At 72.1% G+C, this 21395-nt stretch carries 20 protein-coding genes; 17 read left to right on the forward strand and 3 right to left on the reverse strand.

Translation table 11 applies throughout. The features are described 5' to 3' along the window. Positions 1 to 88: 88 nt before the first annotated feature. The 6 genes from FM125_RS05230 (at position 89) to FM125_RS05255 (ending at position 7275) form a co-directional block, all read left to right on the forward strand. Positions 89 to 1693 carry an MFS transporter gene (locus FM125_RS05230; RefSeq protein WP_087133863.1) on the forward strand — a complete coding sequence of 535 codons (1605 nt, stop codon included), beginning with the start codon at positions 89 to 91 and terminating at the stop codon, positions 1691 to 1693. After that, the gene (glnT, locus tag FM125_RS05235) at positions 1690 to 3066 is read left to right on the forward strand and encodes a type III glutamate--ammonia ligase (protein ID WP_067189927.1); all 1377 of its coding nucleotides are present in this window, start codon (positions 1690 to 1692) and stop codon (positions 3064 to 3066) included. Before FM125_RS05230 ends, glnT begins: the two co-directional genes overlap by 4 nt. A gap of 114 nt (positions 3067 to 3180) precedes the next feature. Next, entirely contained in the window at positions 3181 to 4080 is a 900-nt protein-coding gene (locus FM125_RS05240) for a class II glutamine amidotransferase domain-containing protein (RefSeq protein WP_067189929.1), read from the forward strand. Between the two features lie 80 nt (positions 4081 to 4160). After that, positions 4161 to 4895 (forward strand): GltB/FmdC/FwdC-like GXGXG domain-containing protein, encoded by a 735-nt coding sequence (locus tag FM125_RS05245; RefSeq protein ID WP_082739726.1) that lies wholly within the window; start codon positions 4161 to 4163, stop codon positions 4893 to 4895. A gap of 100 nt (positions 4896 to 4995) precedes the next feature. Then, positions 4996 to 6360, forward strand: a complete 1365-nt coding sequence (locus FM125_RS05250) for an FMN-binding glutamate synthase family protein (RefSeq protein ID WP_082739727.1) — start codon at positions 4996 to 4998, stop codon at positions 6358 to 6360. Positions 6361 to 6486: 126 nt separating this feature from the next. Beyond that, the gene (locus tag FM125_RS05255) at positions 6487 to 7275 is read left to right on the forward strand and encodes a helix-turn-helix domain-containing protein (protein ID WP_087133873.1); all 789 of its coding nucleotides are present in this window, start codon (positions 6487 to 6489) and stop codon (positions 7273 to 7275) included. Positions 7276 to 7312: 37 nt separating this feature from the next. Here the strand turns inward: FM125_RS05255 and FM125_RS05260 are convergent, their stop codons facing one another. Beyond that, positions 7313 to 7600, reverse strand: coding sequence for a DUF805 domain-containing protein (locus tag FM125_RS05260; protein ID WP_143745229.1), 288 nt, complete (start codon positions 7598 to 7600; stop codon positions 7313 to 7315). 80 nt (positions 7601 to 7680) lie between these two features. On the opposite strand from FM125_RS05260, the gene FM125_RS05265 reads away from it, so the two are divergent. Both FM125_RS05265 and FM125_RS05270 read left to right on the forward strand, forming a co-directional pair. After that, positions 7681 to 8259 (forward strand): LURP-one-related/scramblase family protein, encoded by a 579-nt coding sequence (locus FM125_RS05265; protein ID WP_067189933.1) that lies wholly within the window; start codon positions 7681 to 7683, stop codon positions 8257 to 8259. A 120-nt stretch (positions 8260 to 8379) separates the two neighbouring features. Beyond that, positions 8380 to 9804, forward strand: a complete 1425-nt coding sequence (locus FM125_RS05270) for an MFS transporter (RefSeq protein ID WP_087133865.1) — start codon at positions 8380 to 8382, stop codon at positions 9802 to 9804. 66 nt (positions 9805 to 9870) lie between these two features. Here the strand turns inward: FM125_RS05270 and FM125_RS05275 are convergent, their stop codons facing one another. After that, a complete protein-coding gene (locus FM125_RS05275) occupies positions 9871 to 10449 on the reverse strand; it encodes a dienelactone hydrolase family protein (protein WP_067190935.1) in 579 nt (192 codons plus the stop codon). 98 nt (positions 10450 to 10547) lie between these two features. Beyond that, complete coding sequence (locus FM125_RS05280) at positions 10548 to 13592, reverse strand: FtsK/SpoIIIE domain-containing protein (protein ID WP_067190933.1); 3045 nt, start codon at positions 13590 to 13592, stop codon at positions 10548 to 10550. 303 nt (positions 13593 to 13895) lie between these two features. On the opposite strand from FM125_RS05280, the gene FM125_RS05285 reads away from it, so the two are divergent. The 9 genes from FM125_RS05285 (at position 13896) to FM125_RS05325 (ending at position 21394) form a co-directional block, all read left to right on the forward strand. Next, positions 13896 to 15122: a TadA family conjugal transfer-associated ATPase gene (locus FM125_RS05285; RefSeq protein WP_067190931.1), complete on the forward strand. Its 1227-nt coding sequence runs from the start codon at positions 13896 to 13898 to the stop codon at positions 15120 to 15122. Next, complete coding sequence (locus tag FM125_RS05290; protein WP_067190930.1) at positions 15123 to 15983, forward strand: type II secretion system F family protein; 861 nt, start codon at positions 15123 to 15125, stop codon at positions 15981 to 15983. Positions 15984 to 15988: 5 nt separating this feature from the next. Further along, positions 15989 to 16918 carry a type II secretion system F family protein gene (locus FM125_RS05295; RefSeq protein WP_227718757.1) on the forward strand — a complete coding sequence of 310 codons (930 nt, stop codon included), beginning with the start codon at positions 15989 to 15991 and terminating at the stop codon, positions 16916 to 16918. 107 nt (positions 16919 to 17025) lie between these two features. Then, positions 17026 to 17220, forward strand: coding sequence for a hypothetical protein (locus tag FM125_RS05300; protein WP_369804933.1), 195 nt, complete (start codon positions 17026 to 17028; stop codon positions 17218 to 17220). Between the two features lie 104 nt (positions 17221 to 17324). Next, positions 17325 to 17669, forward strand: a complete 345-nt coding sequence (locus tag FM125_RS05305; RefSeq protein ID WP_082739851.1) for a TadE/TadG family type IV pilus assembly protein — start codon at positions 17325 to 17327, stop codon at positions 17667 to 17669. A 43-nt stretch (positions 17670 to 17712) separates the two neighbouring features. Next, positions 17713 to 18141, forward strand: a complete 429-nt coding sequence (locus tag FM125_RS05310; RefSeq protein ID WP_087133867.1) for a hypothetical protein — start codon at positions 17713 to 17715, stop codon at positions 18139 to 18141. Between the two features lie 58 nt (positions 18142 to 18199). Next, the gene (locus FM125_RS05315; protein WP_067190927.1) at positions 18200 to 18646 is read left to right on the forward strand and encodes a pilus assembly protein TadG-related protein; all 447 of its coding nucleotides are present in this window, start codon (positions 18200 to 18202) and stop codon (positions 18644 to 18646) included. A 230-nt stretch (positions 18647 to 18876) separates the two neighbouring features. Beyond that, positions 18877 to 20169, forward strand: a complete 1293-nt coding sequence (locus FM125_RS05320; RefSeq protein ID WP_180525368.1) for a glycosyltransferase family protein — start codon at positions 18877 to 18879, stop codon at positions 20167 to 20169. Beyond that, the gene (locus FM125_RS05325) at positions 20159 to 21394 is read left to right on the forward strand and encodes a glycosyltransferase (protein ID WP_087133868.1); all 1236 of its coding nucleotides are present in this window, start codon (positions 20159 to 20161) and stop codon (positions 21392 to 21394) included. Before FM125_RS05320 ends, FM125_RS05325 begins: the two co-directional genes overlap by 11 nt. Position 21395: the final 1 nt, after the last annotated feature.

A 21395-nucleotide genomic window follows, 5' to 3' on the forward strand; every position in this document is an offset into this window, starting at 1 on the left:
GGGACGGCGGGCGGCGTCGTCGTGCTCGGCGGTCCGCCGGTCGTCCGGCGCAGGTGTGAGAGCGCCCTCCACCCCCTAGGATGGTCCGGTGGATTTCACCGCCTACCGCCGTCAGCTGCTGGACCCGCGCATCCGCAGCCTGCTGGCCGTGGGGTTCGTGGCCCGCTTCCCGAACACCGCCGCCGGCGTGGTGTTGACCCTGCACGTGGCCACCACCCTGGGGCTGGGCTACGGCATGGCGGGCATCGCCACCGCGGTGATGACCCTGGGCATCGCCATCGGCTCGCCCTGGCGCGGAAGGGTGCTGGACCGGCGCGGCGTGCGCCGGACCCTGCTGCCCTCGGTGATCGCGGTGGCCGTGCTCTGGCCGGTGGTCCCGCACCTGCCCTATGCGCTGATGCTGGTGGGCGTGTTCCTGGCCGGGCTGCTGGCCCTGCCGATCTTCTCCATCGTCCGTCAGGGCCTGGGCGTGATGACCCGCGGACGGGACCGCCAGACCGCCTTCGCCCTGGACTCCATCATCACCGAGACGGTGTTCATGGTGGGTCCGGCCCTCGGGGCCGTGGTGGCCACCCTGGGCTCCACCGCCCTGGGGCTGACCGTCATCGGGCTCTCGGCGGCCGCCGGCGGGATCGTGCTCATGGTCTCGGATCCGCCCACCCGCTCCAGCCAGCTGACCGGACCCTCCGTGCCGGGTGCCTATACCGCCGCCGAGGACCAGGAGCGCGCCGTGGAGCAGGCCGGGCAGGGCGGCCCGGTCAATCCGGGCGCCGGCGCGGCCGAGCTGATGACCGGGGCGCTCCCCGTGGTCACAGGGGCGCTGCCGGCGGTCACCGGCTCCCTCCCGGTGGTCTCCGCCGACACCCAGGACCAGGCTGCTGTCCGCGCTCCACGTCAGCGGCGCCGGCTGACCGCCGGGCAGCGGATGGCCCTGCTGCGCGGCCAGTTCTCCTGGCTGACCGGGCGGGTGGCCGCTGTCTACGCGGTGGCCATGGCCGCCGGCATCCTGCTGGTGGGCACCGAGGTCTCCGCCATCGCGGAGCTGGAGCAGACCGGCCGGGAGGGGGCGGTGGGCATCGTGCTGGCCTTCTGGTGCGGGGCCTCCGCGGTGGGCGGCCTGCTCTACGGTGCGATGGCTCGGGCCGTGTCTCCGCTGGTGCTGATGGCCCTGTTCTCCGTGTCCACCCTGCCCATGGCGCTCGTGGACGGTCTCTGGGTGCTCGCGGCGGTCTCCGTGCTCTCCGGGCTGTTCACCGCCCCCACCCTGGCCTCGGCCTCCTCCACGGTCTCCCTGCTGGTGGCCGAGGAGCGCCGCGGCGAGGCCATGGGCTTCTACGGCTCGGCCATGACCGCCGGATCCGCCATGGGCGCCCCGCTGGCCGGGGTGTTCATCGACTCCGTGTCCCCGGAGGCCGGCTATGTGTTCGCCGTGGCCGTCTCCCTGCTGCTGGTGGGCGTGGCCGCGCGGTTCACGCCCGCGGCCGGCGCCGGGCCTGATGTGCGTCGGCCCCCTGTGGCCGAACGACCGGCGTCGCCGCCCGATGACGGTCACACGCTCTGCACGGGCACGGTCTCGTCGTGGTCCAGGACACAGTCCGTCACAGGTTTCATTCCTGCTGGTCCCCGTGTTCCACTGACAGTGGACCCTGTTCTTGATCACGACACCTCGACCGCTGTGAGGAGATCACGATGACCGCTGTCGCCGCCGGCCCTGAGGCCACCGACGTCCCGAAGGATCCCGCCGCCGCGGACCGCCCCACCCTCCGCGAGCTCGCCGAACGCGACAGCGTGGACTACATCCTGGCCACCTTCGTGGACATGACCGGCCGTGCCTGCTCCAAGCTGGTGCCCGTCTCCGCCGCCGAGGAGCTGGAGGCCGGCGGCATGGGGTTCTCCGGCTTCGCCGCCGGCAACATCGGACAGGGCCCGCAGGACCCGGACCTGCTGGTCCTGCCGGACCCGGACTCCTGGATGCCGCTGCACTTCCTGCAGGAGGGCCTGGCCATGGTCCAGTGCGATCCGCACGTGGAGGGCCGTCCGTGGCCCTATGCCCCTCGCGTGATCCTGCGCAACACCCTGGCCCGTCTGGCGGCGAGGGACATGACCGCGATGGTCGGCGCGGAGCTGGAGTACTTCATCCTGCGCCGCACCGAGGACGGCGGCATCGCCACCGGCGACGACGAGGACACCTCCCCGAACCCGTGCTACGACGCCCGCGGCGTCACCCGCATGTTCGACCACCTCACCACCGTGGCCGCCGCCATGAACGAGCTGGGCTGGGACAACTACGCCAACGACCACGAGGACAGCGCCGGCCAGTTCGAGCAGAACTTCAAGTACGCCGACGCGCTGACCACTGCGGACCGGGTGATCGCCGCTCGCTACATCATCTCGATGATCGCCCACCGGGAGGGCTACGTCGCCTCCTTCATGCCCAAGCCGTTCACCGAGCGCGCCGGGTCCGGCCTGCACATGCACCTCTCCCTCTGGGACGGTGGCACCCCGCTGTTCCCGGATGCCGAGGACGACCGCGGGCTGGGCCTGTCCGAGACCGCCTACGGGTTCATCGGCGGACTGCTGGAGCACGGTCCGGCGCTGCAGGTCTTCCTGGCGCCCACCGTCAACTCCTACAAACGGGCCAACGCCACCACCACCGTCTCCGGCGCCACCTACGCCCCGCAGATGTCCACCTACGGCGGCAACGACCGCACCCAGTCCATCCGCGTGCCGGAGGGCAACCGAGTAGAGCTGCGCACCGGCGACGGCGCCGGCAACCCGTACCTGATGATGGCCTCCGCCCTGGAGGCCGGCCTGGACGGCATCGACCGCAGCCTGGACCCGGGCGACCCCGCCGAGCCGGGCGGCAACTCGGCCGGCGCCAAGCGCCTGCCGATGACCCTGCTCCATGCCGTGGACGCCCTCCGCGCCGACGAGACCATCCTGGGCTGCCTCTCCGGTGACCGGGAGATCGGCGAGTACTACGCGAGTCTGAAGGAGACGGAGTTCTTCACCTGGCACAACCGGGTCAGCGACTGGGAGGTCGAGACCTACCTCACCCAGATCTGACCTCGTTCTGAGACTGCTTCGCCCCCGGGGCCGGCGACGGCCCGGCCCCGGGGCACAGGACCGGCACCCGCGCCGGAGCCGACACAGTGACCACCGTGAGAGAGGAGACCGCCGATGTGCGGGATCGCCGCCCTGCAGATCAAGAATCCCGAGATGGGCCCGCAGCTGGGAACCCTGCTGCACTCCATGACCTGTGACCTGATCGAGCGTGGCCCGGACTCCGCCGGACTCGCCGTCTACGACGATCCTCAGACCATGCAGGGTGCGGCCAGCCTGGTCTCACTGCTGGGCATCGATCTGCCGCTGCCGGCCGCTGAGCTCGCCGACCGCCTGACGGAGCGGCTCGAGGGCGCTGAGACCACCGTGGAGGCCGTGGGGCACACCACCCTGGTCCGTTCCCAGGCGTCCACCGACGCCCTGCTGCAGGCCCTGGAGGAGCTCGCCCCGGAGGCCTCGGTGATCGGCCAGGGCTCCCATGTGGCCGTCATGAAGGGCGTGGGCAATCCTCGTGAGGTCGCCTCCGCCCACGGCCTGGAGGCGATGTCCGGGACCCGCGGCGTCACCCACACCCGCATGGCCACCGAGTCCGCGGTGACGGCCGCCGGCTCCCACCCCTACTCCGTCGCGGACGATCTCTGCCTGGTGCACAACGGCTCCTTCTCCAACCACCTCACCGTGCGCGACGAGCTGGAGCGCCACGGAGTGCGCTTCGGCTCGGACAACGACTCCGAGGTGGCTGCCCGGTATGTGGCGTCCCAGCTGGAGGAGGGCGCGGACCTCGAGACCGCCCTGCTGCGCCTGGGCGAGGTGTTCGACGGCTTCTACACCCTGGTGGTGACCACTCGGGACGGGATGGCCGTGGTGCGTGATCCCATCGCCTGCAAGCCCTGCGTGGTGGCCGAGACCGACGACTGGGTCGCGGTGGCCTCCGAGTTCCGGGCGCTGTCCGAGCTGCCCGGCATCGAGTCCGCCCGCGTGTTCGAACCCGAGCCCGGCCGCGTCTACACCTGGTGACCTCCGGGTCGGACATGTCCGTCCCGAACGCACTGCCCCGCCGCGCCCGATCCGAGACCCCCTCCAGGAGTGATCCCCGCATGAGCACCCTCCCGACCGCCGCACCGCGGCATCCCGCCGAGGCCGACGCCGCCGAGCACGTGAGTGTCGACCTGGCCGAGCAGTCCGTCCGCGAGCTCAACGCCGCCCTGCACGACCCCGCCGCCACTGCCACCCGCTGGACCGTGACCCATCCGCGTGGACTGCATTCCATCGCCGTCGGCGTGGACCGCGAGGTGCGGGTCGACGTCGAGGGCCACGTCGGCTACTACTTCGGCGGCATGAACAAGCACGCCACCCTCACCGTCTCCGGCAGCGCCGGGCAGGGCCTGGCGGAGAACATCATGTCCGGCCGTGTCCACGTCCACGGGGATGCCTCCCAGTCCGCCGCCGCGACCGGCCGGGGCGGGCTCGTGGTCATCGACGGCAACGCCTCCGCCCGCTGCGGGATCTCCATGAAGGGGGTGGACATCGTCGTCGGCGGCAGCGTGGGCCACATGTCCGCCTTCATGGCCCAGGCCGGCCGAATGGTGGTCTGCGGCGACGCCGGGGAGTCCCTCGGCGACTCGATCTACGAGGCCCGCCTCTACGTGAAGGGGTCGGTGGCCTCGCTGGGCACCGACTGCGTGGAGAAGCAGATGCGGGACGAGCACCGCCGGGAGCTCGCCGGGCTGCTGCAGGCGGCCGGGCGCACCGAGTCCCCGGAGGAGTTCCGCCGCTACGGCTCGGCTCGGCGGCTCTACCACTTCACCGCCGACAACTCGAAGGCCTACTGAGCCCGTTCCGGCTGGGCCGCCCGCTGCGGCCCGGATGCCCCGCCCGAGCAGACACACCCGCCTGTCCCCGTACAGGGACGTCACGGAGAGGACACCCCTCATGCCCCAGCAGAACCAGACCGCAGCCCAGGTCCGCGCGGACGCCGTGCCCGGGCCCGGCGACCACGGCCTGCGCGAGTCGGCCACCTTCGACCGCGCCACCATCCACGCCATCCAGCGTGCCGCCGAGACCGGTGTCTACGACATCCGAGGATGGGGTGCCAAGCGGCGGGTCCCGCACTTCGACGACCTGCTCTTCCTGGGAGCCTCCGTCTCCCGCTATCCCCTGGAGGGCTACCGGGAGAAGTGCGCCACCGACGTGGTGCTGGGGGACCGGCACGCGAAGACCCCGCTGCATCTGGACATCCCGATCACCATCGCCGGCATGAGCTTCGGCGCGCTGTCCGCCAACGCCAAGGAGGCCCTGGGCACCGGAGCCTCGGCCGTGGGCACCTCCACCACCACCGGCGACGGCGGCATGACCGATGAGGAGCGCGACCACTCCGACACCCTCGTCTACCAGCTGCTGCCCTCCCGCTACGGCATGAACCCGGACGACCTGCGGCGGGCCGACGCCATCGAGGTGGTCGTGGGCCAGGGCGCCAAGCCCGGCGGTGGCGGCATGCTGCTGGGCCAGAAGATCACCCAGCGGGTGGCCGAGATGCGCACCCTGCCGCAGGGCATCGACCAGCGCTCGGCCTCCCGACATCCGGACTGGACCGGCCCGGACGACCTGGAGATCAAGATCGGCGAGCTGCGTGAGATCACCGACTGGGAGAAGCCGGTGTTCGTGAAGGTCGGCGCCACCCGCCCCTACTACGACACCTCCCTGGCGGTGAAGGCCGGGGCGGACGTCGTGGTCCTGGACGGCATGCAGGGCGGCACCGCCGCCACCCAGGAGGTGTTCATCGAGCACGTCGGCATCCCGATCCTGGCGGCCGTGCCCGAGGCCGTCCGTGCCCTGAAGGACATGGGCATGCACCGGAGGGTCCAGCTGGTGGTCTCCGGCGGGATCCGCAACGGCGCCGACGTCGCCAAGGCCATGGCCCTGGGCGCCGATGCGGTGTCCATCGGAACCGCCGCGCTGATCGCCCTGGGAGACAACAGCCCCCGCTACCGGGACGAGTACGCCGCCCTGGGGTCTGCCCCGGGCTACTACGACGACTTCCAGGACGGCCGAGACCCGGCCGGCATCTCCACCCAGGATCCGGAGCTCTCCGCCCGGCTGGACCCGGTGGAGGGCGGTCGGCGGGTGGAGAACCTGCTGCGGGTGATGACCATGGAGGCCCAGACCATCGCCCGGGCCTGCGGCAAGTCGGACCTGCGCCACCTCGAGCCGGAGGACATGGTGGCCCTGACCCTGGAGGCCTCCGCCATGGCGAAGGTCCCGCTGGCCGGCACCGACTGGATCCCCGGCACCCGCTGACCACCGCTCCGCAGGACCACTGGACCACGGAAGGACACGCCCCGGAGGTCCGCCGCGCCGTGGCTGTGACGTGGACCGGCGGTGCCGCTCGGCCCGTGGCCGGCGGGATGGGGCACAATGCTGTCCATGACTGCCCAGGTTCCCTCCGCCCCGGCTCCCGGCGAGCCGGATCCGCTGTCCGAGACCGCCGCCGTGCCTCTGGGCGGACGGGTGCCCCCCGTTGAGGGCAGGCAGCAGGGGACGACGGCGGCGCCGCCTGCGGCGGATCCCGCCCCGGCGATCCCCGCGGACTCCTCTGTGGGGGAAGATCCGGAGGAGCCGGTGGGCGGGCGTCTGGAGCGTTCCATCGGCGACCAGGTGAAGTTCTACCGCACCGCGCTGGGGATGACCGCCACCGAGCTGGCCAGTGTGACGGGCCTGTCCAAGGCGATGATCTCCAAGATCGAGCGGGCCGCCACCTCCTGCTCCCTGAAGACCCTGGACCTGCTGGCCACCGGCCTGGGCATCCCGGTCACCGAGCTGTTCCGAGGCCTGGACCGCAAGCACCAGGCGGTGCACACCGCCGCAGGCGAGGGGGCCGTGGTGGTCCGCTCCGGCTCCGCCTCGGGCGTGGAGTACCGCACCCTCGGGGCCCTGCCGCACCGGACCAAGTCGATGCGTCCGGCCCTGATCACCTTCGCCGAGGGCGCTGACATCTCAGAGACGTTCCAGCATCCGGGCAGCGAGTTCATCCATGTGCTGGCCGGCGCGCTGGTCTACGCCCACGGCGACCGCCGGTATCACCTGCGCACCGGGGACTCGCTCTACTTCGACGGGGAGGCTCCGCACGGGGTGGCCCAGCTGCTGGCCACCCCGGTGCGGATGCTGTCAGTGGTGGACGCCCCGGCCGGCTCGGGCTCCGACGGGCACAACTGAGCCGACGGGCACGGCCGGACCGCCCCCGGGACGTCGGTCAGGAGTCGTAGCGGGCGCCCTCGGGCTTGGGCCGCATGACCAACAGCACGATCATGACGATCCATCCCACGGCCGGGATCAGACCCAGCAGGACCAGCCAGCAGCTCATGTTCGCATCGTGCAGCCGACGCACGGCCAGGCCCAGCATGGGCAGGATGTGGGCGACGGTGAACACGAACATCAGGAGGGAACCGACGATGTTCTGGTCCGGCAGACCGGAGGAGGTCGTCCCGGCCGCGTCCACCGCAGCTGTGACCTTCCTCACCGGCGGGGCGGGGCGGGACATCAGGCCGGGCAGCGGCCCGGTGAGTCGGGACCGCCCGGGCCGCTCGACCTGCCTCCTGCCCGCGCGGCACACTGGTGTCCATGGACTCTGGGTTCTTCGCCGGACGGCTGGCGCACACGGACGTGCTGCACATGCAGCAGACGACCTCCTTCATGTCCAACGACTTCGAGGTCACCGATGCCCAGGAGCGGCCGGTGCTGCGGGTGCGCACCACCGGCTCCGGCGCGAGCCGCTTCTTCATGGGCAACCGGTCCTTCGTGATCGAGGACGCGGAGACCGGCCGCACGCTGTTCGGCTTCGAGGACGTGGTCACGTGGGGCCGGGACCGGATGTCCATGGTGGATGCCGAGGGCCTGCCGCTGGCACGCCTGCGCCGGGAGCACGCGTTCTTCAGCACCAAGGTGAGCTGCCAGGTGGTGGACGGCACCGAGTTCGAGATCGTCGGCAACGCCTGGGGAAAGGCCTACCAGGTTCACGCCCGCGGGGTGCAGATCGCCGCCGTCGAGCGGCGCTGGGCGGGTCTGTCCCGCGGACTCATGGGGCACTCCCGCTACGAGGTGACGCTGGACCCGTCCATGCCGCCCATCGTGCGCTGCGCCGTGGTCGGCACCGTCCTGGGCCTGGACCTGATGCGGGCGAAGGACCAGTCGAGCAGCTAGACGGAGGCGAGCGGACGTCGTCGGGGGTCCGGCCGGGGCGCGCAGGCGCCCTGACCGCACCGTGACGCCGGCAGGCCCGCCCGGGCGGCTGGCCGCGCCTGCGGGACTAGACTGCCGCGGGTGGACTTCGGCGCCTACTTTCGACTTCTCAGGGACTCGCGCATCCGGAACCTGCTGGGCGTGGGGTTCATCGCTCGCTTCCCGCACAGTGCGGCGGGCGTGATCCTGACCTTCCACGTGGCGGCGACGATGGGCCTGGGGTACGGCACCGCCGGCTTCGTGGTGGCGGCCATGACGCTGGGCATCGCGGTGGGCGCCCCCTGGCGCGGCCGGGTGATCGACAACAAGGGCCTGCGCCGTGCCCTGATCCCCTCGGTGATCGGTGAGGCGCTGATCTGGCCGGTGGTGGCGTATCTGCCGTTCCCGTTCATCCTTGCCGGCGTCTTCCTCGGCGGCGTGCTCACGGTTCCCGTGTTCTCCGTGGTGCGGCAGGGGCTGGGCGTGCTGGCCAAGGGCCGGGACCGGCAGACGGCGTTCGCCCTGGACTCGATCATCACCGAGGGCGTGTTCATCATCGGCCCGACGCTCGGCGGCATCATCGCGGCCACCGGCAACTCGTCGCTGGGCCTGGTGGTCGTGGGCCTGTCCGGCGCGGTGGGCGGCGCCCTGCTGATGTGGTTCAACCCGCCGACCCGCTCCTGGCAGCTGGAGGCCGGCCCGCAGCGCGAGGACGCCTATACGGAGGAAGAAGACCGTGAGCAGGCGGTGGCCCAGGCGGTCACCGGCGCCCCCATGCACCTGGACGTGGCGGCGGCGGACCTGGCCACCGGCGCGATCCCGGTGGTCACCTCCGCCATCCCGGCCGTGACCGGTGCCCTGCCGGTGATCAAGGCGGACGGCTCCGGGCCGGTGTCTCCGGATGCCCGGACCCGCCGGACCGGGCGCGCCGAGCGCCTGCGGCAGTGGCGCCGGAACTCGTTCGGGTGGATGAACCGGGCCTCGGTGGCCACGCTGCTGGTGGCCGTGGGCGCCGGCTTCTGCCTGATCGGCACCGAGGTGTCCATCATGGCCACGCTGCAGCACGCGGGGCAGGCCGCCTCGGTGGGTGTGGTCTTCGCCCTGTGGTGCGGTGCCTCCGCGGTGGGCGGGGTGTTCTACGGAGCCACGCATCGGGACGTCTCCCCGACCGTCCTGATGGGCCTGTTCGCCCTGGCCTCCCTGCCGATGGCCCTGGCCTGGGATCTGTGGTCCCTGGCGCTGCTGTCCATCCCGTCCGGCCTGCTCACCGCGCCCACGCTGGCGGCGGCATCGGGCCGCCTGTCCCGGCTGGTGCCGGAGGAGCGCCGCGGTGAGGCGATGGGCTTCTACGGTTCCTGCATGACGGCCGGCTCGGCGGCAGGCGCCCCGCTCTGCGGTGCCGCGATCGAGGCCTTCTCCCCGGTGGCCGGCTTCTACACGGCCGGTGCGGTGGGCGCGGTGATCGCCGTGGCCTCCCTGCTGCTCTCGGCCAGCGCCCGCCGCCGCGGCATCCACGGGGAGTACTGAGCCAGTCCGGTCGGCTTCGCCGCCGGTTTCCCGACGACGGCACTGGCCTCCGTCAGTGAGGCGGCGTCACCGCAGCAGCTCGTGGATGCGCTGGACCATGAGGTCGGTGAGCGCCTCGTCGTAGTCGTCTGTGGAGGAGTCCATGAACAGGTGGCCGGCGGTGTCGTACTCGAAGAGGTCGGCCGGGTTGTCCGGCTCCTCGGCGGAGGCGGCGTAGGAGAGGGCCAGCGGCAGGTCCTCGTCCTTCACCCACGGGTCCTCGCTGGCTAGGTGCACCTGCAGGGCCACGTGAGGCATCCACAGAGGGGCGTAGGCGTTCAGCGGCAGGGCGGCGGACATGGCGATGCAGGCGCGGAACGCCGGGACGGTCTGCGCGGCCTTGAAGGCGGGGCAGACGCCCATGCTGATGCCGGCGAGCACGGAGGCCTGGCGGTATTCGGCGGTGGCGGCGATGCCGCGGGAGACGATCTCGTCCATGCCGACCTGCTGCAGGTGGGCGACGCCCTCCTCCACGGTGGCGAAGGTCGTGCCCTGGTAGAGGTCCGGCAGGTGCACGGTGTGGCCGCCGGCCTCGATCCTCTCGGCGAGAGCACGGACGCCGTCGGTGAGGCCGAGCGCGTGGTGGAACAGCAGGATCTGGCTCATGCGCTCAGCCTAGATCAGATGGGGTCGGTGTCCTCTGCCGGGGGAGGCGTTTCACAGGTGGGCTTCGGTGCGCCGTCGCGTCCCACGGTGCGCGCAGGTCACGGCGGTGGGAAGGGGAGCTGGGCAGGAGCGCCGGGCTCGGGGTGGTCGGCGTCGATCAGGACGGCGCGCCCCGGCACGTGCAGGACCTCGGTAAGCCTGGGCCACATCATCCGCTGCTCCGGGGTGGTGCCGGCCGGCACGTAGAGCCGACGGGGCAACTGCGCGAGCAGGCGCGAGGAGGCCAGCTCCCGACCGCCGACGGCGGCGACGCGGATACCACGCGATCCGTCCGTGCCGAGGTGGTGGACCAGGAGCTCCTCCAGTCCGCGATAGGACCGAGGGCAGCGCAGGGAAGCCCACGCGGCCCACCCGGAGATCAGCAGGGTGCCGCCGGTCTCTGCCAGTGCGGCCGCAGACTCGAGGACTGCCTCGACGGGCTCCTGCGGTCCGTCCGGGGTGAGGACACGCCAACGGCGGGGAACGTCGTGTGGGGTGCCGTTCCGTTCTGACTCCGGTGTCCCGGTGCCGTCGAGGTGGAGGACGTGCTCGCCGGTGCCGATGAGGTCTTGCCGAAGCCGTGCGATCAGCAGATCGCGTCCCCCTCGCGGTTCGATGAGCCAGGCGGTGCTCGCCTCCGGGCCGGCGTCGGCATCGAGCCGACGATGGCGACCGGACGCGGTGTCGTCCACGAGGGCGAGCGGAACGGCTCCCGATGCCTGCGGGGTCCAGCTCTCCGGCAGCGGCGGAGACAGGATCGGGTCCGGGACGGGAAGGGCGGCTCCCTCCGTGAGGGCAGCCAGCTCGGCGACGACCTCGCTCCAGAGGGTCGGGGCGACCTGCTGGATCTCTGCGGCCCCGGGACGGACCCATCGGCGGGCGGCGTCAGAGCGGACCCACGTTGCGGCCCGAAAGGTGCGTGGTGCCCTCCCCTGCCCGACATGGACGACGGTTCCCGGCTGATCCGACGGAATGCGTGCCGCCCCGGCAAATCCGGTCAGGTCCCACGACTCCTGCTCCGTGGCTGTGCGTAGGCAGAGCACCGAACCGAGATTCGAGCGGATGTCCGCACTTACGCTCCCGGTCGCCCGCTGAGTCGCCAAGACGAGGTGGAATCCGAGGGATCGCCCGGTGGCTGCAAGACGGCGCAGCACCTCGGAGGCCTCCGGGTGTTCGTCGATGAGCACACGCAGTTCGTCCACTGCCACGACGAGCCGGGGGAGCGCCATGCCCGGAACGCGGCGGCGGAACTCGGGATAGTCGCTGACCCGGTGGGCCGCGAACAGCTCCTCGCGGCGGCGGAGCTCGGCGCCGACGGCGTCCAGCGCACGGAGGGAGGCGGAGGCGACGTGGTTGGTCTCCACGCTCATGGTGTGGGGCAGCTGCTCGAGACACGAGAACGAGGCGCCGCCCTTGAAGTCCAGCAGGACGAGCGCCACCTCGGACGGTGGGTGTGTGGCACACAGCCCGGTCAGCATCCCCAGGAGCAGGTCGGACTTGCCGGACCCGGTGGTGCCGGCGACGAGGACATGGGGACCGTCCGCCACGAAGTCGAGGTCGACCTGGGCATGGCCGCCCTCGTCCGGTCCGACGAGGGGCGTCACCAGCTCCTCCACCGCAGCCCGGACACCCGGTGCCGTGGGCACGCGCAGGGGCGTCGGAGCGGTTCCGGGCCGCAGGCCAGGTGCTGCTGCGGCCATATCCGAGGCGATCTCCTCCACCCACCAGCAGGCGGTGCGGACGGAGACCTTGCAGGCGTGGAGATCCTCCAGGTCCTGACCTTCGGCGCCGAGGCGGGCGCTGCCGTCGCTGATGTCGATCAGGTCCTCGCCGTCGGCGGCGCGGACTGCGCCTTCCACCACCGTCACCTCGGCCCAGCGCTCGCCGGACGACGGGACGGCCGTGGCGGAGCCGGCAGGGCAGCGCCGCGACCACGCCCGCCGGAGGGGAGCGACGATCCGCCCGGACGGCAGGGTGAGCAGGACGCCCGCCGCACCCGGTCCGGTCTGCCACAGCAGGCCGGTGTCCGCGGAGCAGACGGCGAACCCGAGGCCACGGCGCGAGGTCTGAAGCAGCAGCTGAACCACCAGCCACCGAAGCACGCCGTCGTGTTCGGGCCCGGCGCCGGCCACGCGCACGGCCGCCCCGGGGGCCGGGCGGCTCAGCACCGGCTGTCGACGCACCGTGTCGGGGCGCCAGCGCTCTTGGCGCACCGGGTCGTCGACGGGGAGTTCTCCTATTCCCGAGCCCCAGTGCAACACCGGCGGCAAGAACGTGGTTCCGCGATCCTCCGCAGCGGCGTCGGCCTGCAGCGCAAACCTGTCGGCCGAAGGGGACCGGCACGCCCGGGTGAGCGACAGCGGAGTGAGGGCGCTGCGCTCCCGTTCCTCGATGACGGCGTCCACCCGAGCGTGCAGGCGCCGGCGGAACAGGGTCCTGCTGCGACGCTGCAGCCCGAGCATCGTCCCCACGGCGACCACGGAGAGCAGCCCGAACAGCAGGAAGAACGCGCGTCCCGTGCTCACGGCCAGCACCACGCCGAGCAGCAGCGGTCCCACAGCCATGACGGCGGGGAGCACCAGGGACATCGGCGCCGGTGCGCCGGAGGTGTCGACGCGGGCCGTCGGCGGCACGGCGGCAGGCGGCAGCGGTTCTCCGGGGCCGCGCGCCACCACGATGTCGGTCGTGCCCACAGCAACGGGCGACGCGTTCTGCCACGGCGAGGGACCGTCGTCGTCCACGCAGAGGCCTGACGAGGAGGCCGTCAGGGCGACGGGACGGGCCGGGGCGGTCGGATCCGCCAGACGCCACCGGCTGCCGCCGCGGCCGACCGTGGTGCCGCCCCTCGGGAACGGCACGACGTGTCCGGCGTCCGGGCCGCTCGCGGCCACGAGGCTCAGCTCCGGTCCCCGGAGGCGTCGATGTGCACCGGGCGGACGGGCGATGTAGCGGAGGCGGGAGCCTCGGCGACTCTCACACTCGAGCACGACGTCGGGGAAGTGCTCGGCCACAGCGCGGTCCTGATCCGCGGGGTGCGGCGGCAGGTCGGACACGATCCAGCTCTCGATGCCGGACATCCCCACGATCTCCACCGTCCAGGACATCAGGGCTCCCCTCCGTCGGTCGTGTCCGCGACCTGCCGCCGCGGCCGACGGCGCCGGAATCCCGTTCCCGGCGTCGCCGTGCGTCCCACCTTGCCCTGACGCCCGTACCGGGCGTCGAGTCAGGCCTGCGATCTGTGGAAAACCCTTCTCCGGGGCATGTCGGGTCCGCTCGCGGCACGCGTTGTCCACAGGTTCCGGAGGTGTGAGCCAGGCCACGGTACTGTGGGTGGCGGCGCGAGGGATGGCGCCGGAAACGGGAGACCCCAGCGGAGGGGGCTGCATCGGCATGTGCAGGAGGGACCAATGGAAGCAGTGCGCATCCTCGAATCGGAGCTGCGTGAGCTCATCCGACGGCGTGACATCGACCCCCAGCGGGAGCCCGAGTCGATGCGCAGGCTCATCAGCGACGCCACCACGGACTACGAGTCCCGGGCCATGAAGGGGTCCCTGCCCGCGCTCAAGGACCCCTCCGAGACTCAGCGGTGGCTCTTCGACCTGCTCGCCGGATTCGGTCCGCTCCAGCCTCTGCTGGACGACCCGAGCGTCGAGGAGTTCTGGCTGAACGCACCGGACGCGGTCTACTGCGCCCGCTCCGGACGCTCCGAGCTGACCGGCATCGTGCTCACGGAGCAGCAGGTCCGCGACACCGTGGAGATGATGCTCAAGTCCTCCGGGCGCCGCCTGGACCTGTCCACGCCGTTCGTGGACGCATCGTTGCCCGACGGCTCCCGTCTCCACGTCGCGATCCCGGACATCACCCGGCGGCACTGGGCCGTGAACGTCCGGAAGTTCATCGCCCGGGCGAACCGCCTGGACGATCTCGTGCGCGGCGGCTCGCTCACCGTCCAGGCCGCGAAGTTCCTCGACGCCGCAGTGTCCTCCGGCATGAACATCCTGGTCTCCGGGGCCACCCAGGCCGGAAAGACCACCATGCTCAACTGTCTGGCGGCCTCGATCGGTCCGCGGGAACGGGTGATCACCGTGGAGGAGATCTTCGAACTTCAGCTGCCGGTCCGTGACGTCGTCGGCATGCAGTGCCGCCAGCCGAACCTCGAAGGCCACGGAGAGATCCCGCTGCGTCGCCTCGTCAAGGAGGCACTGCGCATGCGGCCGGACCGCCTCATCATCGGCGAGGTCCGGGAAGCGGAGTCACTCGACATGCTCGTGGCACTGAACTCCGGCCTGGCCGGCATGTGCACCATCCACGCGAACTCCGCCTCCGACGCCCTCACCAAGCTCTGCACCCTGCCGCTGCTGGCCGGGGAGAACATCTCGCGGAACTTCGTCGTGCCGACCGTGGCGACCTGCATCGACGTGGTCGTGCACTGCGCCCGGGACCGGCAGGGCCGCCGCCAGGTGGAGGAGATCCTCACCGTCGGCTCGCGGGTGGAGGACGGCGTCATCGAGACCTCGACCCTGTTCCGCAGGGACAGCGAGGGGCAGCTGGTGGTAAACCAGGCCGCGAGCCTCGAGATGCCCCAGCTGGAACGTCACGGCATCGACATCCTCGACCTGGTGGGCGATCGCTGAATGGGCCTTCTTCTGGGACTGCTGCTGGGCGCCGGACTCTTCCTGGTCTGGTGGTCCTGCTGGAACGAGCCCGCGCCCGCCGAGGATGACGCCCCGGCGAGGCAGGGCAGGCTCCGCCGCCTGATCGCGCAGGCGGGCATCGCGCGCCTGTCTCCGGCCGGCGTGGTCGCCGCGATGGCCGGATGCGGCGTCTTCGCCCTCCTGCTCGTCCTGGCCCTGACCCGTGCCCTGCCGATCGCCCTGTGCTTCGCGCTCTTCGGCGCCGTGGTGCCCTACGCGCTGCTGTCCTTCCAGGCCCGGCGCCGCCACGTCCTCCTCCGTGACGTGTGGCCGGACGCGGTGGACCACGTCCGCTCGGCGATCCGTGCCGGTCTCACGTTGCCCGAGGCGCTCATGCAGCTGGGGGAGAACGGCCCTGAGGGGCTGCGCGAACCCTTCCAGGAGTTCAGCCGCGACTACCGCGCCGGCGCCCGCTTCCTCGATGCGCTCGAGGGACTCAAGGTCCGCATGTCCGACCCCGTTGCGGACCGGCTCGTGGCCGCGCTGCGCATGACACGTGAGGTCGGCGGCGCAGACATCGGCCAGCTGCTGCAGACCCTGTCCGAGTTCCTGCGCCAGGACGCCCGGGTCCGCTCCGAGCTGGAGGCCCGTCAGTCCTGGACCGTCAACGCGGCACGCCTGGCTGTGGCCGCGCCCTGGGTCGTCCTGTTGCTCATCGGCACGCAGCCCGTGGCCGTGGAGACGTATCGGACCGCGGCAGGAGCAGCAGTGCTGCTCGCCGGTCTCGTGGTCTCGGTCGTCTGCTACCAGCTGATGCTGCGCATCGGCGCGCTTCCCCAGGACGAGCGGGTGATCGCATGAACGGCATGACAGCGATCGCGCTGGGCCTCGGGCTGGCCCTGGGGCTCGGCCTGTTCCTCATCGTCCAGCACCTTCCGTGGGGATGGCGCCCGAGCCTGGCCGAGCGCGTCGAGCCGCAGATGCGGCACCACGCGCCCGCCTCGAGCCTGCTCGCCCAGGAGGGACCGGCCTCTCCCTGGTCCGGACTCGCCCGCATCGTCCAGCCGCTCCTCGGCGCCGGCATCGGTACCCTGCAGCGCTTCAACCCGGGGCAGGAGTCGCTGCGCCGCAAGCTCGATGCGGCCGGCAGCGACCTGTCCGTGGCCGACTACCGGGCCCAGCAGGTCGTCCTCGGCGTCGGCGGAGCGCTCGTGTCCACGCTGCTGGCCGTCACCCTCGTTGGCCTCGACCGCATCGGTGTCGTCGTGGCGGTGCTGCTGGTCGTCTCGTTCACTGGCTTGGCCGTAGTGGCGCGCGACTCGATGCTCGCCTCGGCCATCACCCGACGGCGCCGACGCATCCTCACCGAGTTCCCGTCCGTCGCCGAGCTCTTCGCCCTGTCCGTCAGCGCCGGCGAGAGCACCACCGGCGCCCTGGAACGGATCACCGTCACGGCCCGCGGAGAGCTGGCAGACGAGTTCGCCCGAACCCTGGCGGACATGAGAGCAGGGGCCTCGCTGGCCGCAGCCCTCAAGGCGTGCGGACGTCGGACCCAGCTGCCGCCGCTCGAGCGGTTCATCGACGGCATCCTCGTCGCCCTCGAGCGCGGCACGCCCCTGGCCGACGTCGTCAGGGCCCAGGCCCAGGACGTCCGGGAGCTGTCCAAACGCGAGCTCATGGAGGCGGCCGGGCGGAAAGAGGTCCACATGATGATTCCGCTCGTCTTCGGAATCCTTCCGCTGACCGTCCTCTTCGCAGTCTTCCCCGGCATCGCACTGTTGGACATCGGGATCTGACACGTCGGGGCACAACTGAATAGCCATCACCACCGAATCCGCCTGAGAGCCAGGCTGACACCACGAGAGGGGAACCCACCATGGATATCCAGACCAAGGCCATGATGATGCTGCAGTCCGTCGCCGCCTTCTTCGGCGACGCCCGTGAGCGCGCCGCAGACGAGCGCGGCGACGTGCCCGGCTGGGTCATGATCACGCTCATGTCCGCTGCCCTGGTCGCCACGCTGATCGCCATCGCCGGACCTGCGCTGAGCGGCATGTTCCAGCAGGCGATCCAGCAGGTGAACGACGCCGCCCGCTGACCGTGGGCCGTCGTCCGACCGCTCCGCACCGGAGCAATGCGCCGGCTCCGCCCCGGTGCCGCCCGTTACGGGCCGGCCCGTCGGCGGGGGAGCGAGGCAGCGCCGTGGCCGAGAGCACCATGGTGCTGGCCTTGCTGGCGGTCCTGTTCCTGACGCTGGTCCAGGGGGCGATCGCCGTCCACGCCCGCAACGCGATGATCGACGCTGCCAGTGCCGGCGCCCGCTACGGAGCACTGGCGGATCGCACGGCGGCAGACGGAGTCGCCCGGGCCGAACAGGTCCTGGCAGCCGGCTCGGTGACCGCCCTGGGCACCAGCGTGTCCGCCGAGGACCTCAGCGACGGCGGCACCCCGGTCCTGCGGGTCACCGTCACCGGCACCATGCCCGTGCTCGGGCTGTGGCATTCGCCGATCGAGTGGGAGGTGCACGGCCATGCCTTCCGGTACTGACGAGCAGGCTCGCCCTGTTCCATCGGGACCGAGCCGTGGGGTGATGGCGAACCGTCTCCGGGAGGACAGGGGATCCGCCGTGGTCGAGTTCCTCGGCCTGACGTTCGTCCTGCTGGTCCCGCTGTTCTACGTGCTCCTGTTCGTCTCCCAGGCACAGGCCGCCGCCTACGGCGCGGTCGCCGCCGCCGACCAGGCCGCACGGGCCGCGGTATCCCAGGAACAGGGCACGGCCGGCGCGTCGGTGCACGCGGTCGCCCAGAGGACGCTCAAGGACTACGGCGTGCTGGCGGACATGTATGACGTCCACGTGCAGTGTGATCCCGGCAGCTGCCTCGAACGCCAGCCGGGCATGGTCGCGCAGGTCCAGGTGCGGGTGGAGGTGCCGCTGCCGGTGCTGGACCAGCTCTTCGGGATCACCGCCGCACCGGTCACCGTCACCTCGGACGCCCGCCACCGGGTGCCCCGCTTCTGACGGCGCCCTGACCCGGGCTCCGGCACCGCCGACCTGCCGCCGCATGAAGGGAACAACGATGCGCAGACGCCTCGCCGCCGAGGACGGCCAGACCACGCCGTTGGTCATCGGCATGACCGTGATCGTCCTCGCCCTGGTCCTGGTGATGTTCGCCGCCACCTGGGTGAACGTGCAGGCGCGCCAGCTGCAGTCCCTGGCGGATGGGGCGGCGGCATCCGGTGCCGAGGCGGTCGCGTTCGCGCTGGACACCGGCCCCGGACTCGCCCTGACGGACGCGGAGGCCCGGCAGGCCGTAAACGAGTACCTCGCAGCAGTGGGGGCCACGGAGACCGTTCCGGGGCTGGCGGGCGTCCACGCCCACGTTGCGCCGGACGACACCACGGTCGTCGTCACGCTCACCGGCACCGCCGACGTGCTTCCGCTGCCGCCGGCCTTCGCCGACGTGCTCCCGGCCCGGGTGCCGATCTCCGCGGAAGGGAGCTCCCGCACGTCGCTCCAGCGCTGACCACCTGACGGACACCCACCACGGCGGCAGGGTCCGTCCACCCCCGCCGACACGCCGTCCACCGGCCGGGCCGGCCAGCGGTTCATGAACACCTTTCATGAACACCTGTCATGAGCACCTCTCATGAACACCTCCCTGCGGTCTCATGAACGCCTCATGGACCCTGCCTAGCGTCGTCCCCATCGATCGGCACAGGGCCGGTCACGGACGGCTTCAGGAGGTGCCATCCCATGGGCATCAGCGTGGCGCTCTACTCGCACGATTCGGTGGGCCTCGGCCATGCCCGGCGCAACCGGGCCCTGGCCTGGGCGCTGGCGAACTCCCTGCCGAAGCTCACCGGCGAGGAGGTCACCGGCATGCTGATCGCCGGCCACCCGGACGCCCCGCAGGACTCCCTCCCGGAGGGCTGGGACTGGCTGCTGCTGCCTGGGTTCTCCCGCACCGCCGGCGGCTACGCGGCCCGCAACATCGGCATGTCCGTGCAGGATCTGGCGGACATGCGCTCCGGTGTCATCGCCTCCGCCCTGGACGCGTTCGCCCCGGACCTGTTCATCGCGGACCGCCACGCGTTCGGCGTGGACAGCGAGCTCAAGCCGGCCCTGTCCCAGCTGCGCCAGAACCACGGCACCGCCACCGTCCTGGGGCTGCGGGACGTGCTGGACACCCCGGCCGCCGTGCGGGGCGAATGGGAGACGATCGGTGGCGCCGCCGAGGTCGCCGCCCACTATGACGCCCTCTGGGTCTACGGGGACCGCGCCGTCTACGACCCCACCGCCACCGGCGAGATCCCCGCGGACCTGGCCGAGCTCACCCGCTTCACCGGCCTGCTCTCCCGCGGCCGTCCGGAGGACGAGGGCGCCCCGCTGCAGACCCCGTACATCCTCACCTCCGTCGGCGGCGGCTCGGACGGCGTGGACGTCCTGCTCGCCGCCGCCGGTGCCGAGGTCCCGGCCGGGCACCGCCACATCATCGTCACCGGCCCGCAGATGCCCGCCGCAGACGTCGCCCGGGTCCGCGAGGCCGCCGCTGCCAACCCGTGCTCGGCCCCGGTCACCGGCGCCGAGGGCGTCGCCCGCCCCGGCATCGAGGTCCGCCGCGCCGTCGGCAACCTGCCGGCCCTGCTCACCCACGCCGCGGCCACCGTCTGCATGGGCGGCTACAACTCCACCGCCGAGGTCCTCGCCACGGACACCCCGGCCCTCGTGGTCCCGCGCGCCTCCCGCCGCGCCGAGCAGCCGCGCCGCGCCGCCGCCCTGGCCGCCGCCGACGCCGTGGACACCGTGCCCATGGCCGACGTCTGCCCCGCCGTGGTGGGCCACTGGCTCACCGACGCCGTCACCCGCCGCGTAAACCGCGCCCACCTGGACCTGGACGGCCTCGCGCACATCGGACCGCTCGCCGCGGACGTCGTGCGCTCCTGCCGCACCCGCCATCGCGCCGCCCGCACCGTCCTCAGCGGCGAGGCCGCCGCCCTGCCCACCCGCTCCATCGATTCCTCCCTGGAGGCCCAGAATGCCTGCTGAGACCCCCGTGATCGGCTACGTCCTGAAGATGTACCCGCGCTTCTCCGAGACCTTCGTGGTCTCCGAGATCCTGGCCCGCGAGGCCCAGGGCGAGAAGATCGTCATCTTCTCCCTGCGCCCCACCACGGACGCCCGCTTCCACCCCGAACTGGCCCGCGTGAAGGCCCCGGTGGTGCACATCGGCCGCCCCACCTCCGCCCACCGCCTCTGGCAGGGCCTGGCCGGCGCGGTCGCCGCGGACGGCGGGGACCACGGGGACGGCTCCCTGACCGCCGGCATCGCCGCGCACCTGCCCGAGCTGGTGGCCCTGGGCCATGACGACGCCCACCAGGCCGTCGAGGTCGCCCGGGCCGCCCGTGAGCACGGCGTCACCCACCTGCACGCCCACTTCGCGTCCGTGGCCACCACCGTGGCCCGCATGGCGTCCAAGATCGCCGGGCTGCCGTACTCCTTCACCGCCCACGCGAAGGACATCTTCCATGAGGACGTGGACCCGCAGGACCTGCAGGCCAAGTTCGCGGACGCCCACCACGCCGTCACCATCTCCCAGTACAACGTGGACGATCTGAAGCGCCGCTTCCCCGAGTCCACCGGCACCCTGAGGCTCGTCCGCAACGGCCTGGACCTGGACCGCTTCCCCTACGTGGAACGCCCGGCCCGCACCGCCGACCGCCCGGCCCGCCTGCTGGCCGTGGGCCGCCTGGTGGAGAAGAAGGGCTTCGAACACGTCGTCGAGGCCGTCGCCCGCCTGCGGGCCGCCGGCCATGAGGTCACCGCGGAGATCGCCGGGGACGGCCCGCTCGCCCCCACCCTGCGCCGCCGTATCGAGGAGCTCGGCCTCACCGAGCACGTGCACCTGCTCGGCGCCCTCACCCAGGCCGAGGTGGCCGAGCTGCTCGGCACCCGGGACGTCTTCGTGGCCCCCTTCGTGGTCGGCGCGGACGGCAACGCGGACGGCCTGCCCACCGTGCTGCTCGAGGCCATGGCCCGCGGCCTGCCCTGCGTGGCCGCAGACGTCACCGCCGTCGGGGAGGTCGTCAAGACCGGCCGGACCGGCTGGCTCGTACCCACCGGAGACACCGCCGCACTCACCGAGGCCGTGGCCGAGGCGATCGCCCCGGACGCGGACCACTCCGGACTCACCGCCGCCGCCCGCGCCCAGGTGGAGGAGCTGTTCGGCTCCGCCGGCCAGGCGGCCCGCCTGCGGGACCTCGTGACCGCCTGAG

Source organism: Micrococcus lylae (assembly GCF_900163825.1).
GTDB lineage: Bacteria > Actinomycetota > Actinomycetes > Actinomycetales > Micrococcaceae > Micrococcus > Micrococcus lylae.